The sequence below is a fragment of the Azospira sp. I09 genome (assembly GCF_009177135.1).
Classification (GTDB): Bacteria; Pseudomonadota; Gammaproteobacteria; order Burkholderiales; family Rhodocyclaceae; genus Azospira; species Azospira oryzae.
The window spans coordinates 1,188,774-1,205,093 of the sequence record NZ_AP021844.1; the positions used below are offsets into that span (position 1 = coordinate 1,188,774).

The window sequence follows — 16,320 nt, forward strand, 5'->3', positions numbered from 1 at the left end:
GATAAGTCCCCCGCCCTATCCGCTCCGTTGAACATCACCAATGCCCAGCCCCGCAGGCAACGGGTCAGTACAATGGCGGCCAGCCGCAATACTGACGATCAACCGCACACGCAGCCAAACTTCACGCCGAAGGACTAGCCATGCATTACCAACGCCTTGCCACCGCCATCATCATTGCCGCCTGTCTGGGAACCTCGGCATGCCAGAAAGCCGCCGACAGCGAAGGAGGCAGTGCCTCTTCCCAGGCCAGCCCCAAAACCATCAAGGCCTTCCAGGATCATGTCGCCAAGTTCTCCATGACGCTCTTCCGGGCTGAGGCCGATGGTGTCTTCAACGGCAAGACCGGACTCACCGATCTCCAGCCCCTGGTCGATGGAGTTTACTTTAGCGGTGGCGTCCCGCTCCCCGTTCCCTCCGGCATCCAGACCGCACCCGCTCCCTGGCAGTATCTGCGCAGCGAATTCAGTGTGGTCATTGGCGGTCCCCAGGGCGAAGAACTGGGTTCGGCAGCAGCCGACGACCTGCTCCTGCTGACCAATATCCGTCCCGAAGTATGCGACGCTCTCAACGCCGGCCTGGGGCAGGACAAAGGCAGTACTGGCCGCCTGGAAAAAAAACGCATCACTGCCGCCGTCGGCAGCAAAATCGAGCAGAACGAAGGCTGCGTCGCCACCCCAGACGGATTCGCCTACTTCGTCGTCACCAACCGGCACTGATCCGATACGGCGAACCGGGAGCGTCCCTCATCTAGCGGGTGATGGGCTCGGATCACACCCTCAAAGAAAAGCGGCGGGCCTGATGTACTCAGGACCCGCCGTTTTGCCGTATTGCCACCGTTAGTTCTGCAACTCAGCCCTTGGCAAACCGCATCACCCCGCCCTCGTCGCAACTGACCAGGATGGTGTCCTTGGGACCGAAGTTGCCTTCGAGAATCTGCTTGGCCAGCGGGTTCTCGATGTGCTGCTGGATGGCCCGCTTCAGCGGGCGGGCGCCGAAGATGGGGTCGAAGCCGGCCTTGGCCAGTTCGTCCAGGGCGGAATCGGCCACCTCCAGGCGCATTTCCAGCTGGGCCACCCGCTTTTCCAGATAGCCGAGCTGGATGCGGGCGATGTTGCGGATGTTCTTCTCGTCCAGGCTGTGGAAGACCACCGCCTCGTCGATGCGGTTGATGAACTCGGGGCGGAAGTAGCTCTTCACCTCGCCCATCACCGCCAGCTTGATCAGCTGGTAATCGTCGCCGGCCATCTGCTGGATCATCTGGCTGCCCAGGTTGGAGGTCATGACGATCACGGTGTTCTTGAAGTCCACCGTGCGGCCCTGGCCGTCGGTCATGCGGCCGTCGTCCAGCACCTGCAGCAGCACGTTGAAGACGTCCGGGTGGGCCTTTTCCACCTCGTCCAGCAGGATCACGCTATAGGGCTTGCGCCGCACCGCTTCGGTCAGGGTGCCGCCCTCCTCGTAGCCGACATAGCCCGGAGGCGCGCCGATGAGGCGGGCCACGGAGTGCTTCTCCATGAACTCGCTCATGTCGATGCGGATCAGGTGCTCTTCCGAATCGAAGAGGAACTCGGCCAGGGCCTTGCACAGTTCGGTCTTGCCGACGCCGGTGGGGCCGAGGAAGAGGAAGGAGCCGTAGGGCCGGTTGGGATCGCTCAAACCGGCGCGGGAGCGGCGGATGGCGTCGGACACCAGGCGCACGGCCTCATCCTGGCCCACCACGCGCTGGTGCAGGCGGTCTTCCATTTTCAGGAGCTTGTCCCGCTCACCCTGCATCATCTTGGAGACGGGAATGCCGGTGGCCCGGCTCACCACTTCGGCGATTTCCTCGGCACCCACCTGGGTGCGCAGCAGCTTGTTCTGCTGCTGTCCGCCTTCGCTGGCCTTCTCGGCCACCTTGAGCTGGGCTTCGAGCTGGGGCAGCTTGCCGTATTGCAGCTCGGCCACCTTTTCCAGCTTGCCTTCGCGCTGCAGCTTGGCGATCTCGGCCTTGATCTTGTCGATCTCTTCCTTGACGTGGGCGGCGCCGTGGACCTGGGCCTTCTCGGCCTTCCACACTTCCTCCAGGTCGGAATATTCCTTCTGCAGCTTGGCGATTTCGTCCTCGATCAGGCCGAAGCGCTTCTTCGAGGCTTCGTCCTTCTCCTTTTTCACCGCTTCCCGCTCGATCTTCAGCTGGATGATGCGACGGTCCAGCTTGTCCATCACTTCCGGCTTGGAGTCGATTTCCATCTTGATGCGGGCGGCGGCCTCGTCGATGAGGTCGATGGCCTTGTCCGGCAGGAAGCGGTCGGTGATGTAGCGGTGGGAGAGTTCTGCCGCGGCGACGATGGCCGGGTCGGTGATGTCCACGCCGTGGTGCAGCTCGTACTTCTCCTGCAGGCCGCGCAGGATGGCGATGGTGGCTTCGACGGAAGGCTCGTCCACTAGCACCTTCTGGAAGCGGCGCTCCAGGGCGGCATCCTTCTCGATGTACTTGCGGTATTCGTCCAGGGTGGTGGCACCGATGCAGTGTAGCTCGCCCCGGGCCAGGGCGGGCTTCAGCATGTTGCCGGCGTCGATGGCGCCCTCGGCCTTGCCGGCGCCGACCATGGTGTGGATTTCGTCGATGAAGAGAATGATGCGGCCTTCATCCTTGGCGATGTCGTTGAGCACGGCCTTGAGGCGCTCCTCGAACTCGCCCCGGTATTTGGCGCCGGCCAGCAGGCCAGCCATGTCCAGCACCAGCACCTTCTTGCCCTTCAGGGTTTCCGGCACCTCGTCATTGACGATGCGCTGGGCCAGGCCCTCGACGATGGCGGTCTTGCCGACACCGGGCTCGCCGATCAGCACCGGGTTGTTCTTGGTACGGCGCTGCAAAATTTGAATGGCGCGACGGATTTCGTCGTCCCGGCCGATGACCGGGTCCAGCTTGCCCTGGGCGGCCCGCTCGGTGAGGTCCACGCAGTATTTCTTCAGGGATTCGCGCTGGCCTTCGGCCTCCTGACTATCCACGCCCTGGCCGCCGCGCACGGCGTCGATGGCGGCTTCCAGGGGTTTCTTCTCCAGGCCGTATTGCTTGGCGATGCGGGAGGTTTCACCCTTGTCGCCGGTCAGGGCCACCAGGAACATCTCGGAGGCGATGAACTGGTCGCCCCGCTTCTGGGCTTCCTTGTCGGTAAGGTTGAGCAGGTTGGTCAGGTCGCGGCCGATGGTGACGTCGCCGCCGTGGCCTTCCACCTTGGGCAGGCGGGCGATGGCCTGCTCCAGGGCGGTGCGCAGGGGCGGCACGTTGACGCCGGCCCGGGCCAGCAGGGAGGCAGTGCCGCCGTCGTCCTGGTTGAGCAGGGCCAGCAGCAGATGGGCCGGGTCGATGAACTGGTTGTCGGCGCCGATGGCCAGGCTCTGGGCGTCGGCCAGGGCCTGCTGGAATTTGGTGGTGAATTTGTCGAAGCGCATGGGAGCTCCTTTCCGATGGATTGACCGGAAGATGGGGGCACTCCCTTTGATTTCAACTACCTGGCCGCCCTAATTGCAGGGCCGCGCTTCATGGCCGGCGGCAGCCCGCAGCCAGCGGGCCTCCAGTTCCTCGGCCGGCAGGGGATGGGAAAACAGATAGCCCTGGCAGGTGCGGCAGCCGTTTTGCAGCAGGATGCCACGCTGCTGGTCGGTCTCCACCCCTTCTGCCAGGATGTCCATATCGAGGTGCTGCCCCAGCTCGATGATGGAGGCAACGATGTTGGAACTGACCGGGTCGTCGGCAATGTCCCGGATGAAGCTGCGGTCCAGCTTCAGGGTGTGCAGGGGGAAGCGCTTGAGGTAGGAAAGGGAGGAATAGCCGGTGCCGAAATCGTCGATGGCAAGCCGGATGCCCATGGCCTCCAGGGCTTCCAGCTTGGCGTCCACCTGGGCCGAATTGTCCATGAGCAGGCTTTCGGTGATTTCCAGCTCCAGGTAGCGGGGCGCCAGGCCCGTCTCCGCCAGGATGGCGTTGATGCGCTGCAGCAGGTCGGCCTGGCGGAACTGGCGGGAAGAGAGATTCACCGCCACCCGGCGGATCGGCAGCCCCCGCGCCACCCACTGCTGCATCTGGCGGCAGGCCTGGCGCAGCACCCATTCCCCCAGGGGCAGGATCAGGCCGGTTTCTTCCGCCAGGGGAATGAAGCGGGCCGGCGGCACCAGTTCGCCACCGGGAAGGCGCCAGCGCACCAGGGCCTCCACCCCCTCCAGGCTGGCGGTGCGAAGATCCACCTGGGGCTGGTAGTAAAGCAGGAACTCCTCCTTCTCCAGGCCCCGGCGCAGGGCCGCCTCCAGGGCCAGGCGGGCATCCGCCTGCCGGGTCTGGACTTCGCTGTAGAAACGGAAGGTGTGGCGCCCCGCCGCCTTGGCCTGGTAGAGGGCGGAATCGGCATGCTGGATCAGGGTGGTGGCGTTGTCCCCGTCCGCCGGATAAAGGCAGATGCCGATGCTGGCGCCGACGTAGACCTCGCTCCTGTCGTCGAGAGGGAACGGCGCCGCCAGTTGCTCCAGAAGCTTTTCCGCCACCACGGCGGCCCGTTCCGGGGTGGCCGCGGTTTCCAGCAGGAGCAGGAATTCGTCGCCGCCCAGGCGGGCCAGGGTGTCGCTCTCCCGCAGGCAGGGCCGCAAGCGCTCGGCCACGGCACAGAGCAGGCGGTCCCCGGTCGGATGGCCGAGGCTGTCATTGACGTCCTTGAAGCGGTCCAGGTCGAGGAAGAGCACGGCACCGCTGCCGCCTTCCCGGGCCGAGAGGCTGAGGGCATGCTCCAGGCGGGCCAGGAACAGGGTGCGGTTGGGCAGGTCGGTCAGGGGATCGTGGTGGGCCAAGTGCAGCAGCTTCTGCTCGGAGCGCCGGATCGGCGACAGGTCGAGAAACACGCCCACATAGCTGACCGGCTGGTGCGCCTCGTCGCGCACCGTGCTGATGGTCAGCCATTGGGGATAGGTTTCGCCGTTCTTGCGCCGGTTCCAGATTTCCCCCTGCCAGTGGCCGCTCTCCAGCAGGTCGCGCCACAGCTGGCGATAGAAGGCGCCGTCCTGGCGGCCCGACTTGAGCAGGCGCAGGTTGAAGCCCTGCAATTCCGCCTCGCCGTAGCCGGTGATCTGGCAGAAGGCCGGATTCACCGCTTCCACCCGGCCCTCCAGGTCGGTCACCACGATGCCCTCCCGGGCGGCGGAGAAGACGGCGGAGGCCAGGTTGAGGCGATGCACGTAATCCCGGCAGGCCGCCAGCTCCCGGGGAGTGCCGCTGCGGTAGAGCAGCAGGTAGAGCACGGCGGCGCTGCTCCCCAGCACCAGCACGGCGGCACCGCCGTCGGAGAGGCCGGCCGCGCCCTGCAGCACGGCCAGCAAGGCGCCGCCGGCGCACAGGTAGAGCAGCACCAGGGGCCAGGCCTGGCGGTGCCCGGGGCGCAGCAGGGGATTGGCGCAGCAGGCCGGCGCCGAGGATTTCGGCGCCGGGCTCAAAAGAGCTCCACCAGGCCGCCGGCCGGCGCCTTGCTGCTACCGGTGATGCTGGCATAGAGGCCCTGCACCAGCTGGTCCAGGGGTTCCTCCCGGGGGTGGCAGGCCTCCAGGGACTCCAGGGATTCGAGCTGCAGCACCAGGGACTGGACGTAGTCCTCCATGCGCAGCATGCCCTCCTGGATGCGTTCGATCTGCTGCCGGGTGATGTCCTGAAACTGGATGCTGCTCATCACCTGGAGAATGGCCTGGTCCAGCATGGCGGCGCCATCGCAGATGAGACGCACCGAATTGGCCTCGCCGCTGATGGCCTGCTGGATGCCCTCGGCCAGCCCTTCCAGCTGGGCGGTGATGGCCTGCAGGGAAGTACGCTCCGCGTCCACGTGGGTGCCGGCCAGCTTGTGCTCGAACTGGGACTGGATGCTCTGGGCCATGGCCGAGATGCCGGAATGGATTTGGGTGGCGGCCTGGTCCACCTCGCCCGACAGCTTGCGCACCTCGGTGGCCACCACGGCGAAGCCGCGCCCCGCCTCCCCGGCCCGGGCCGCCTCGATGGCGGCATTCAGGGCCAGCAGGTTGGTCTGGCCGGAAATGTGCCGGATCACCTCCACCAGGCCGCCCAGGGCCCGGGTTTCGCCGATGACCCGGCTGGTGCGCTGCTGGTCCTCCGCCGATTCGCTGACCCGCTCTTCGATGTACTGCTCGAGACGGGAGATGACGGTACGGTTGTGGGCCATGCGGGCCTCCGTGTCTTCCGTCAGGCGGGCACTCAGCTCGTCGGCCTGGGACACCATCTGCTTGAGGTCGCCCATGGTGGCGTCCAGGTTCTCGCACTGGACGATGATGTCCCGCGCCGCCCCTTCGGTGATCTGCACCAGCTGGCCCAGCTGCTCCCGCGTCAGCTCACCGACCCGCCCCACTTCCCGCACCCGCCCGGCCAGTTCGGCGGCGCAGGCCAGACGCTCCCGGGAGCGCTGCTGCAGATGCTCGGCCGCTACCCGGGAGCCGAGCAGGAAGTCCCGGTAGAACAGGCGGGAGATGGCGTAATGGACGCAGAAGGCAACGACCACGATGCACATCGAACCCAGGGTATCCACCACCCGGTCCGACAGGCCCAGGGAATTTTCGGCAAAGCGGTGAAAGGCTTCATGGCCGCCATAAACGGCGGCCCCCGTGGCGGCGGCGATGGACAAAAAGGCCAGGATGCCGCGCTTGAAGAGGCGTGATGCTTCCAATGATTCCTCCAGGGAGCTGTTGTTGTCCCGCATCCACGGTCGTGGTGATGGTTCCTGGAGTTGCGCGCCGGGATGGGGTGGTTTGCGGCTGCCACGGACATGGCCGGCAGCCCTGCTGGCCGCCACCGATTCCAACCAGGACAAATTTATGACGCTTTGATTCGCCCCGGTATCACCCGGGACCTGATTCCCCTATCACCTTCCTGCCGGAGGTCTGTCGTCGTTGCAACTACAGCCTGCCGGGGAAAGCTCGAGCCGTACGGAATGGCCCTAGAAGGGGGCCGGCGGGCTGGCGATGAGGCGGTTGTTGATGGCGTAGAGGGTCAGTTCGGCATTGTTGCGGATGCCCATCTTGGCCAGGATGCGGGCCCGGTAGGTGCTGATGGTATTGGGGCTGCGGTGCAGGGTTTCGGCGATCTGGGAGACGGAGCGCCCCGCCGCCAGCAGGCACATCACCTGGTACTCCCGGTCGGAGAGGTTCTCGTGGGGCAGGCACTGGCGCCGGCCGCTCACCTCCAGGGCCAGCCACTCCGCCAGGCGGGCGCTGACGTAGGTGCCGCCGGCGGCCAGCTTGCGCACTGCCCGCACCAGTTCCTCCGGTGCGTTTTCCTTGTTGAGAAAGCCGCTGGCACCGTTCTTCAGGGCGCGCATGGCCAGGTGCTCCTCCGAGTGGATGCTGAAAATGAGAATGGGCATGGCCGGCGCGATGCGGTGGATTTCCGGCAGGGCCTCCAGGCCGTTGCGGCCCGGCAGGTTCACATCCAGCACCAGCACGTCGAAGCTGCGCTGTCGCAGCAGCAGCAGGGCCTCGTCGATGGTGCCGGCCTGGGCCGCCACTCGCATGTCGTGTTCCTGGTCGAGGATCTGGCTGATGCCCCGGCTGACGACGGGATGGTCGTCAATGACCAATATTTCCAATATCCGTCTCCCTTGTTATGAGTGGAACGAGAACCCGCACCCGGGTGCCCTCGATTTCCGGGCGGGTGGCGATGTGCACCTCGCCACCGCATTGGGCCGCCCGCTCCTTGATGCCCAGCAAGCCCAGGGAATGGCCGTGGGCGGGCAGCATCGGCATCCCCCTGCCGTTGTCCCGCACCTCCAGCAGGACCCGGCCGTCAGCCAGGCCCAGGCTCACATCGATGCGGTTGGCCTGGGCATGGCGCGCCACATTGGTCAGCAGTTCCTGGCAGATGCGGAACAGATGGGTGGCCAGGACATCCGGCAGCTCCAGGCGCTCCCGGGGCACCACCACGTTGCAGCGGATGCCCAGGCGGCGGCGGAAATCGTCCACCAGCCACTCGACGCCGGCTCCCAGGCCCAGGGTGTCGAGGATGCCGGGGCGCAAATCCCAGGAAATGGTGCGCACGGCGCGCAGGGTGTCGTCGATGAGGCGGCCGACCTCCTGCAGCCGGGTCTTTTCCTCCGCCTGTCCGCCCAGCAGGCGGGCCCGCAGCCAGGCCATCTCCAGCTTCAGCACGGTCAGGCTCTGCCCCAGCTGGTCGTGGATTTCCAGGGAGATGCGGGAACGCTCCTCCTCCCGCACCCGCTGCAGGCCTTCGTTGAGGGCCCGCAGCTGGTCCCGGGAGCGCATCAGTTCGGCGTCGGCCTGCTTGCGGGCGCTGACGTCGTGGATGTAGCCGTGCCAGATGACGCAACCGTCGTCCTCCAGCCGCGGCACCGCCTTGCTCTCCACCCAGCGCACGCCCCCCTGGGGATGATGCACGCGGAACTCGCAGTGCCAGGGGGCCATGGTCCGGGCCGACTCCAGCACCACCGCCAGCACCCGTTCCTGGTCGGCGCCGTGGATGCGGCTGAGGACCGGCCCCAGGTCCTCCGTCAGGTCCTCCGGCCGCAGGCCGAAGATGTCCACCGAGCCCTGCATGGCGTAGGGAATGCAGAAAGTGCCGTCGGGCCGCAGCTTGATCGAATAGATGACTCCGGGCACCGAGGCCGCCACCCGGGCCAGCTTGTCCTGCAGCATGAGGCGCTGCCGCAGGCCCTCTTCCGCCTGGCGCCGGGCGGTGATGTCCATGTGGATGGTGACCAGGCCCTGCAGGCCCGAACCCAGGGGCGTCGCCTGCAGCAGATACCAGCGCTCGCCGGCAGGACCATGGCAGGGATACTCGATGCTGGCCACCGGCAGCCTTTCCTCCAGCACCGCCTGCATGCTGGCCAGGGCTTCCGTCGCCGAAGCCTCGGGAAAGGAGCGGCGGCAGACCTCGAAATAGTTGAGCCCCACCCCTGCCGCCAACTCCTCGCCGGCGCCGTTGCCGAGGGCGAACTCGGACCATTTGCGGTTGGTGCGCAGGATGTTGCCCTCCCGGTCCAGCACCGCCACGGCCACGTCGAGGGAATTCATGATGGCGTTGGTGAGAATCTCGTTGCGGCTGGCCAGAGCCTGGCTGCGCCGGTTCTCCGTCACGTCCAGCAGGGTCCACTGCAGGTAGCGCTCGCTGTCGAGAAAGACCAGGTCCACCGAGATCATCAGGTGGCGCACCTGGCCGTCCGGGCGGCGGATGGAACGTTCGCTCTGGTAGCCCCGTCCGTCGATGAGGATGGAGGCCAGGGCCACTTCCCGCTGCAGGGGGGAGCCCCACAGATGCAGGGCGAAGGAAGTCATGCCGATGACTTCCTGCCGCTCCAGGCCATAGATGTGGAGAAAGGCGGGATTGACGTCGAGCAGGGAACCGTCGGCCACCCGGCAGAGGGCGATGCCCGCCGGGCAGGTGCGGAAGATGGTGGAGAAGCGGGCCTCGCTCTCACGCAGGGCGATCTCCACCTTCTTGCGTTCGGTCACATCCTGCAGGGTGCCCATGGCCATGGCCCCGCTCCGGCGCCGGCGCTTGCCGCCGCGGCCGGGCAGACCCGAGGAGAGGGAGAGGTGGCGCAGGCCCCGGTGCGCGTCGCCAACACGGAATTCCACGGTTCCCGGCGCCGCCGTCGGCGGCGGCTGCAGCCAGATGCGGCGGATGCGTTCCCGATCCTCCGGCACCACGCATTCGAGGAATTCGGCCAGGCGCGCCGCCCGGGTCGGCAGGCCCAGCAGCAGACTGGCGCGGCCGTCGAGGAAGATGCGGTCCTGCTGATGCTCGTAGCACCAGATGCCCAGGTCCGAGGATTCGAGGGAGAGATGTAGCAGCCGCCCCAGGTTGAGGGAGGACAGCAGGCGGGGAATGGTTTCCCGGTCGAGCAGCAGCAGGCTGCAGGACCACCCGATGCCGACCAGAATCAGCGCAGTCAGGAAGTCCGGCCAGATTCCTCCCATGATTCCTTCCTCCAGCATGTCCTAGTCGCTAATGGCGCCCCCCTTGCCGACCGCCCCGACCGCTCCTCCCGGAGATAGGCTGAGATTCGGCGGCAATGGAACTGAGCCCAGAAAAAGGCCGGTGTATTCTTGTTGTGAACAAACGATGTATTGCGCTACGTCCTGTTCCCCTCCCCCACGCCTTGCTGGGGACCACAGGAGCTTCCATCCGTACACTGCAACCCATCCGGACCGGATTGAGGCAGAACGTCGAGGCAGCATCGGCCCTGGACCTACCGACCAAACTCACCATTTTAGGGCGCCGGACCTGGCCCACCTATCAGGAGCCGATTCATTTGTGTGTAGCGAAAATCGTTATTGTATATGGCGCTTTTCACTACATCCCCAGCTTTCGCGCCCCTATTCCCACGGCATCCTGTTTTTAGAACATCGGCGTAGGACAGGCGCCTAATCGTCGTTTCCGGACAGCGGCGTTTGTCGGGACGGGCCCAGTTTCGGCTAGAATCTCCGCAGCAGATTTGCTCTGCCTTAAAAAAATAACGAGCAGGCATGCCGTCCGGCGCCTGTGGAGGAAGACACCATGACTACCGGAAAACCCGTTTCCATTCGTACCAAGTTCCTCTGGCTCACCGGCATCACGGTCCTGAGCCTGGTGGTGCTGTTCGCCGTGGTGCTGGCCACGGAAAAATCCCTGCTCATGCAGGATCGCCAGGAAAAGGTGCGCAACCTGGTGGAAGTGGCCCACGGTCTGGTGGCCCACTACGACAAGCAGGTCCAGGCGGGCAAGCTGAGCAAGGAAGAAGCCCAGCAGGCCGCCATCGCCGCCATCAAGGACCTGCGCTACGACAAGATCGAGTATTTCTGGATCAACGACCTCAACGACCTGATGGTGATGCACCCCATCAAGCCGGAAATGGACGGCAAGAAGCTGGACCAGCTGAAGGACAAGGCCGGCAAGCTGCTGTTCGTGGAATTCAACCAGACGGTGAAGAACAAGGGCGCCGGTTTCGTCGATTACCTGTGGCCCAAGCCCGGCTTCGAGGACCCGGTGCCGAAGATTTCCTACGTCAAGGGCTATGAGCCCTGGGGCTGGGTCATCGGCAGCGGCATCTACACCGACGACGTGAACGCCATCTTCAAGCAGGAAGCCATCAAGTTCCTCGTCTGGGGCCTGGCCATCGGCGGCCTCATCAGCGTCTCCCTGTTCCTGGTGCGGCGCAGTCTGCTGCGCATCCTGGGCGGCGAACCCCACGAGGCCACGGTCATCACCAAGCGCATCGCCGCCGGCGACCTGACGGTGGACATCCGCACCGAGGCCGGCGATTCCACCAGCCTCATCGCCAGCATGAAGGAAATGCAGGAAACCCTGCGCAGCATGATCGGCAGCATCGTCGGCGGCGCCGAACAGCTGTCCACCGCTGCCGCCCAGCTGATGCGGGCCTCCGAGGAAGTCACCGGTTCGGCCCGGGAGCAGAGCGAATCCGCCGCCTCCATGGCCGCCGCCATGCAGGAGATGACCGTGAGCATCGACCAGGTGGCGGAAAACGCCCGGGAAGCCCACGCCATCAGCACCCAGTCCGGCGACTATTCCCAGCAGGGCACCGTGGTCATCCACAACGCCGCCCAGGAAATGCGCCAGATCGCCGAAGCGGTGCAGGCCTCCTCCTCCATCATCGAAGAGCTGGGCCGCCAGTCCGACCAGATCACCTCCATCGTCAACACCATCAAGGAAATCGCCGACCAGACCAACCTGCTGGCCTTGAACGCCGCCATCGAGGCCGCCCGGGCCGGGGAACAGGGCCGGGGCTTTGCCGTGGTGGCCGACGAGGTGCGCAAGCTGGCCGAACGCACCAGCCTGTCCACCCAGGAAATCGCCGACACCATCAGCAAGATCCAGGCGGGCACCCGCAACGCCGTGGCCAGCATGGAACTGGGCGTGAATCAGGTGGACAAGGGGGTGGAACTGGCCAACGAGGCCGGCGAATCCATCAACAACATCCGGGACGGCGCCCAGCGGGTGACCCAGGTGGTGAACGACATCACCAATTCCATCAAGGAACAGAGCACCACTTCCAGCGACATGGCCCAGAGCATCGAGCGCATCGCCCGCATGTCCGAGGACAGCGCCAACGCCATCGCCCACACTGCCGAGGCGGCGCGCCACCTGCAGGAACTGTCCCTGGAACTGCACGGCTCGGTGAGCCGCTTCAAGACCCACTGAGGCGTCACCGCCGACCACGCCAAGGCCGCCTGCGGGCGGCCTTTTTCATGGGGCAGGCCAAAGACTCCCAATGACTGAAGCACCACCGCACCCCGTACCCGCCATGGTCGTCCGGCGTCGGCCGGCGGCCGGCAATCCCCCATGAAAAAGCCGCCTGACGGCGGCATCTGAAAAGTCTCTTACCTGGAAAGGCAGAAGGGACGGGCATCCTGGGCATGGCATGCCGGAGAGCGGCGTCCTGCCTGTCTCCTGGAGTGGCTTATTTGCCGCCCTTCTCCCAGCGGGCGGCGGCGGAGTCGTCCGTTTCCCGGGCGTCCACCCAGCGGGCGCCGGCGGGGGTCACTTCCCGCTTCCAGAAAGGGGCCCGGGTCTTCAGGTAGTCCATGATGAACTCGCAGGCAGCGAAGGCCTCGCCCCGGTGGGCGCTGCTCACCACCACCAGGACGATCTGGTCGCAGGGCTGCAGGGTGCCGACCCGGTGGATGATGCGGGCGCCGAGGATGTCCCAGCGCGTCCTGGCTTCGGCGACGATGGCCTCCAGGGCCTTTTCCGTCATGCCCGGGTAGTGCTCCAGGGCCATCTCGGAAACGCCGCTGCCCTCGTTCATGTCCCGCACCAGGCCGACGAAGGCGGCCACGGCACCGACGCCGGGCTGGCCGGCGCGCAGGGCCGCCACTTCGGCGGACAGGTCGAAATCCTCTTGCTGCACGCGGACGCTCATGTTCGCTCCTTCAGGGAATCAGCCGCATCAGCCGCCGGTGACCGGCGGGAAGAAGGCCACTTCGTCGCCGTCGTGCACCGGGGTGTCGGCCCGGGCCATGTCCTGGTTCACCGCGAAGCGCAGGTTCTTGGTGGTCAGCAGTTTTTCCCAGTCGCCGCCCCGGGCCGCCAGGTGGGCCCGCAGGGCGCCCACGTCGAGCAGGTCGAGGGGCGGCGAGACTTCCTCGGCGGCCGTGCCCAGGGCTTCCCGCAGGCCGGCGAAATAGAGCACCTTGATCATGATGGAACCTTAGCCCAGGAGTTCGGAGAAGGAGAGGAAGCGCACGGTGTCGCCGGCCTGGATCACCTGCCCCGGAGGATTGTCGATGAGGCCCGTGGCTTCCACCAGGGAGGCCATGACCCCGGCGCCCTGGTGGCGGTAGAGGGCCACGCTGCCTTCGGCGGTGAGGCTGGCACGGAGGAATTCCCGGCGTTTGTCGGCCTTCTTCCACTCGCCGGCAGCCGGGAGGGAGTAGGCCCGGGGGGCCACCTCGGTAGCGCCCTGGCTGCGCAGGATGAAGGGCCGCACCAGCATGAGGAAGGTGACGAAGGCGGAGACCGGATTGCCCGGCAGGCCGATGAAGGCGGCGCTGCCCTGCCCCGCGCTTTCGCCTTCGCTGCGGCGCACTTCGCCGAAGGCCAGGGGCTTGCCCGGCTTGATGGCGATGCTCCACAGGTTGAGGCTGCCTTCGGCTTCCACCGCGGGCTTGACGTGATCTTCCTCGCCCACGGAGACGCCGCCGCAGGTCACCACCAGATCGGCGGCGTCAGCGGCTTCGCGCAGGGCGGCCCGGGTGGCTTCCAGGCTGTCGGGCACCTGGCCCAGGTCTTTCACTTCGCAACCCAGGCGTTCCAGCAGGGCGACGATGGCGTAGCGGTTGGAGTTGTAGATGGCCCCTGCCGGCAGGGGCTGGCCCGGCATCACCAGCTCGTCGCCGGTGAAGAAGGTGGCCACCCGCAGGCGGCGATACACGGGTACTTCGGCCAGGCCGACGGAGGCGGCGAAGGCCAGCTGGGCCGGACCCAGACGGGTGCCGGCGGCGAGGATGCGGGCGTCCTTGGCCACGTCTTCCCCGGCCCGGCGGATGTTCTCCCCGGCCTTGGGTACGTGCTGGAAATTGACCCGGCCTTCGCCGGCATGCTCGCAGCGTTCCTGCATGATGACGGCGTCGGCGCCGGGAGGCACCGGGGCGCCGGTGAAGATGCGGGCGGCGGTGCCCGGTTCCAGGGTGGTGCCGACGGAACCGGCGGGAATGCGTTGCGAGACCGGCAGCACGGTGCCGGGCACGGGAATGTCGGCGGCGCGCACGGCGTAGCCGTCCATGGCGGAGTTATCCAGGGGCGGCACATTGACCGTGGAGGTCAGGTCCTGGGCCAGCACCCGGCCGGCGGCGGCCTGGGTGGGCAGCCAGCGCACTTCGCTGACGGGCTTGGCAGCGGCCAGCAACTGGGCCAGGGCGTCTTCAAAACTGAGCATGGGCGTCATCCTTGGTGTATTGGCTTTGCATCATCGCTGTGGGTGCTTGAAATAGTCCATGACGAAAGCAGCCACCGCTTCCGCATCGTTCACGTCGAGCACCGGCAATGCGGTGTGCACCGGGCTGTCGGTGGCCACGGCGACGATGTGGGGATTTTCAGGATACAGGGGCGCCTTGCCGTTGGCGGCCCGATACACCTCGATTTTCGGTATCGCCTCCTGCTTGAAGCCTTCCACCAGCACCAGGTCGCAGGGGGCGAAGCGGGCCAGGTGTTGGGCCAGGGTCGGCTCCGCCTCTTCCCGCAGTTCGTGCATGAGGGCCCAGCGGCTGCCGCAGGTGACCATCACCTCGCCGCAACCGGCCTGCCGGTGGCGGTAGGAATCCTTGCCCGGGGTGTCCAGGTCGAAACCGTGGTGGGCGTGCTTGATCAGGGAGACTTTCCAGCCCCGGGCGATGAGCCGGGGAATGACCTGCTCCACCAGGGTGGTCTTGCCGGAGCCGCTGGTGCCGGTGAAGCCGAAAACCCGAGGGGGACGCACTTCCTCCGCCATCACTTTTCCTCCCGGCAGGGCACGGCGAAGACGGCGGCAAAACCGCCGCCGGCGGTGCGGAAATTGGTGGTCTGGCCCTGGTAGAGGCGGGCTGCGGCCAGCTGCACCTGGCCCTGGTAGGCGTAGGCGCGGATGTCCAGCTTCAGGTGGGCGTGGCTGTCACCGGCGGCGGGGCCGGAGAAGACGCGGCGCTCCGAGGGCGGCACCAGGGCCTGGGCCACGTAGGCGGTGCCGTCGTCCTGGCCGGCGGCGAGGATTTCCTCGAACACCCGCTTGGTCAGCTTGTCGCCCCGGTAGGCGGCGCGGCTGCCAAAACCGGCGGCGGGCTTGAAGAACCACTGCTTGCGCTGGCTCCACCACTGTTCCCCCTCCGCCGCCCGCACCAGGCGGGTGGGGGGAATGGTGGCGGCGAAGATGCGGCGGCAAGTCTCGGGCACGCCCAACTCGGCCAGCCGCTGCGGGTCGGAGAGCAGCACCAGGTTGCGCTTGTCGGCAAAGAGGGCGTGAGCCCGGGGATGGGGCGTGACCACGGAGGCACCGGCCAGGTAGGCCTCTTGCAACGGCGCGCTGGCCGGCTCTTCCAGGGCGAAGTCGGTGAGGCGGTTATAGACCAGGTCCACCGGCTGGCCGCCGTGCCACAGCACACCGTCCCGATAGGTGAATTCGCCGGGGTCGGCCACCACGGCGGAGATGCCGGCGGCTTCGAAGAGACGGCGGAACAGTTCGAATTCGGGGGCCAGGTACTGCTCCGCCGGCGCCGTATCGACGATGGCGATGCGGCACAGGGGCGCGTCGCCCCGGGCCAGGCGCCATTCCTCGCGGAACATGGCGAGGAAGGCGGCTTCCACCCCGCCGGCCTCCGGCAGGAAGTGGCTGACGGTGGCGCAGCAGGCGCGCTGGGCCCGGGCCAGCTTGGCGTTGAGCAGGCCGCCGCCGGCGTTGGTGTTGATCTCGATGAGGCGGGGGCCGTCCACGGTGAGGTGGAAGTCGTAGCCGAGGAAGACGCCGGCGTTGGGCGGGGCGAAGCGGGCGCTCTGGGGTGCCCAGGCCAGCACCGCTGCCTGGTAGGCCGGCAGGCGCGCCACCTCGTCCACCGCCGCGGCCAGCTCGGCCATGGCTTCCAGGTGGGCCTCGCCGACGAAGACCATGGTGTCGGAAAAGAGGTGGGGCCGGCTCTCGCGCAGCGCCCGGTAGAAATCGCCGTTGCCCCCCTCCCCTTCCAGCTGGGCCTCCAGGGCGGCGTGGTCCAGGGCCAGGCAGGCGCAGTCCCGGTTAAGGTGGGCGGCGGCCTCCCGGCAATCCGGGGAAAGCTCGTCGAGGCGGGGAACGGGAGGCAGGATGGCGGCCATCATAG

The 16,320-nt window shown here is 66.7% G+C and carries 12 protein-coding genes; 2 read left to right on the forward strand and 10 right to left on the reverse strand.

Annotated features, from left to right (window positions below; all coding sequences use genetic code 11):
* The first annotated feature begins 140 nt into the window (after positions 1-140).
* Entirely contained in the window at positions 141-716 is a 576-nt protein-coding gene (locus AZSP09_RS05515; RefSeq protein ID WP_152089407.1) for a hypothetical protein, read from the forward strand.
* Positions 717-849: 133 nt separating this feature from the next.
* Here the strand turns inward: AZSP09_RS05515 and clpB are convergent, their stop codons facing one another.
* The 5 genes from clpB to AZSP09_RS05540 all read right to left on the reverse strand — a co-directional run bounded on the left by clpB (position 850) and on the right by AZSP09_RS05540 (position 9,957).
* Positions 850-3,435: an ATP-dependent chaperone ClpB gene (gene clpB / locus AZSP09_RS05520; protein WP_152089408.1), complete on the reverse strand. Its 2,586-nt coding sequence runs from the start codon at positions 3,433-3,435 to the stop codon at positions 850-852.
* A gap of 69 nt (positions 3,436-3,504) precedes the next feature.
* On the reverse strand, positions 3,505-5,460 hold the full coding sequence (locus AZSP09_RS05525) for a putative bifunctional diguanylate cyclase/phosphodiesterase (protein ID WP_152089409.1): 1,956 nt from the start codon (positions 5,458-5,460) through the stop codon (positions 3,505-3,507).
* Positions 5,457-6,692, reverse strand: coding sequence for a methyl-accepting chemotaxis protein (locus AZSP09_RS20540; RefSeq protein WP_197739058.1), 1,236 nt, complete (start codon positions 6,690-6,692; stop codon positions 5,457-5,459). Before AZSP09_RS20540 ends, AZSP09_RS05525 begins: the two co-directional genes overlap by 4 nt.
* 270 nt (positions 6,693-6,962) lie before the next feature.
* On the reverse strand, positions 6,963-7,610 hold the full coding sequence (locus AZSP09_RS05535; protein ID WP_014237218.1) for a response regulator: 648 nt from the start codon (positions 7,608-7,610) through the stop codon (positions 6,963-6,965).
* Complete coding sequence (locus AZSP09_RS05540; protein WP_172974701.1) at positions 7,591-9,957, reverse strand: PAS domain-containing sensor histidine kinase; 2,367 nt, start codon at positions 9,955-9,957, stop codon at positions 7,591-7,593. Before AZSP09_RS05540 ends, AZSP09_RS05535 begins: the two co-directional genes overlap by 20 nt.
* A 580-nt stretch (positions 9,958-10,537) precedes the next feature.
* Here AZSP09_RS05540 and AZSP09_RS05545 point away from each other — a divergent pair.
* Positions 10,538-12,178, forward strand: coding sequence for a methyl-accepting chemotaxis protein (locus tag AZSP09_RS05545; RefSeq protein WP_152089411.1), 1,641 nt, complete (start codon positions 10,538-10,540; stop codon positions 12,176-12,178).
* A gap of 259 nt (positions 12,179-12,437) precedes the next feature.
* Here the strand turns inward: AZSP09_RS05545 and moaE are convergent, their stop codons facing one another.
* From moaE to AZSP09_RS05570, 5 genes are read right to left on the reverse strand one after another with little or no spacing between them, the layout of a single operon-like run.
* Positions 12,438-12,899, reverse strand: a complete 462-nt coding sequence (gene moaE / locus AZSP09_RS05550; protein WP_152089412.1) for a molybdopterin synthase catalytic subunit MoaE — start codon at positions 12,897-12,899, stop codon at positions 12,438-12,440.
* Between the two features lie 27 nt (positions 12,900-12,926).
* Positions 12,927-13,178 (reverse strand): molybdopterin converting factor subunit 1, encoded by a 252-nt coding sequence (gene moaD / locus AZSP09_RS05555; RefSeq protein ID WP_014237213.1) that lies wholly within the window; start codon positions 13,176-13,178, stop codon positions 12,927-12,929.
* 9 nt (positions 13,179-13,187) lie between these two features.
* Positions 13,188-14,414: a molybdopterin molybdotransferase MoeA gene (locus tag AZSP09_RS05560; protein ID WP_172974702.1), complete on the reverse strand. Its 1,227-nt coding sequence runs from the start codon at positions 14,412-14,414 to the stop codon at positions 13,188-13,190.
* Between the two features lie 30 nt (positions 14,415-14,444).
* Entirely contained in the window at positions 14,445-14,966 is a 522-nt protein-coding gene (mobB, locus tag AZSP09_RS05565) for a molybdopterin-guanine dinucleotide biosynthesis protein B (RefSeq protein WP_152089413.1), read from the reverse strand.
* A complete protein-coding gene (locus tag AZSP09_RS05570) occupies positions 14,966-16,318 on the reverse strand; it encodes a hypothetical protein (RefSeq protein WP_152089414.1) in 1,353 nt (450 codons plus the stop codon). The genes mobB and AZSP09_RS05570 overlap by 1 nt, the downstream gene beginning before the upstream one ends.
* Positions 16,319-16,320 lie beyond the last annotated feature (2 nt).

Coding starts and splice junctions, on each gene's coding strand:
- AZSP09_RS05515 (WP_152089407.1), top strand. CDS start 141: ATGCATTACCAACGCCTTGCCACCGCCATCATCATTGCCGCCTGTCTG.
- clpB (WP_152089408.1), bottom strand. CDS start 3,435: ATGCGCTTCGACAAATTCACCACCAAATTCCAGCAGGCCCTGGCCGAC.
- AZSP09_RS05540 (WP_172974701.1), bottom strand. CDS start 9,957: ATGGGAGGAATCTGGCCGGACTTCCTGACTGCGCTGATTCTGGTCGGC.
- AZSP09_RS05545 (WP_152089411.1), top strand. CDS start 10,538: ATGACTACCGGAAAACCCGTTTCCATTCGTACCAAGTTCCTCTGGCTC.
- moaE (WP_152089412.1), bottom strand. CDS start 12,899: ATGAGCGTCCGCGTGCAGCAAGAGGATTTCGACCTGTCCGCCGAAGTG.
- moaD (WP_014237213.1), bottom strand. CDS start 13,178: ATGATCAAGGTGCTCTATTTCGCCGGCCTGCGGGAAGCCCTGGGCACG.
- AZSP09_RS05560 (WP_172974702.1), bottom strand. CDS start 14,414: ATGCTCAGTTTTGAAGACGCCCTGGCCCAGTTGCTGGCCGCTGCCAAG.
- mobB (WP_152089413.1), bottom strand. CDS start 14,966: ATGGCGGAGGAAGTGCGTCCCCCTCGGGTTTTCGGCTTCACCGGCACC.
- AZSP09_RS05570 (WP_152089414.1), bottom strand. CDS start 16,318: ATGATGGCCGCCATCCTGCCTCCCGTTCCCCGCCTCGACGAGCTTTCC.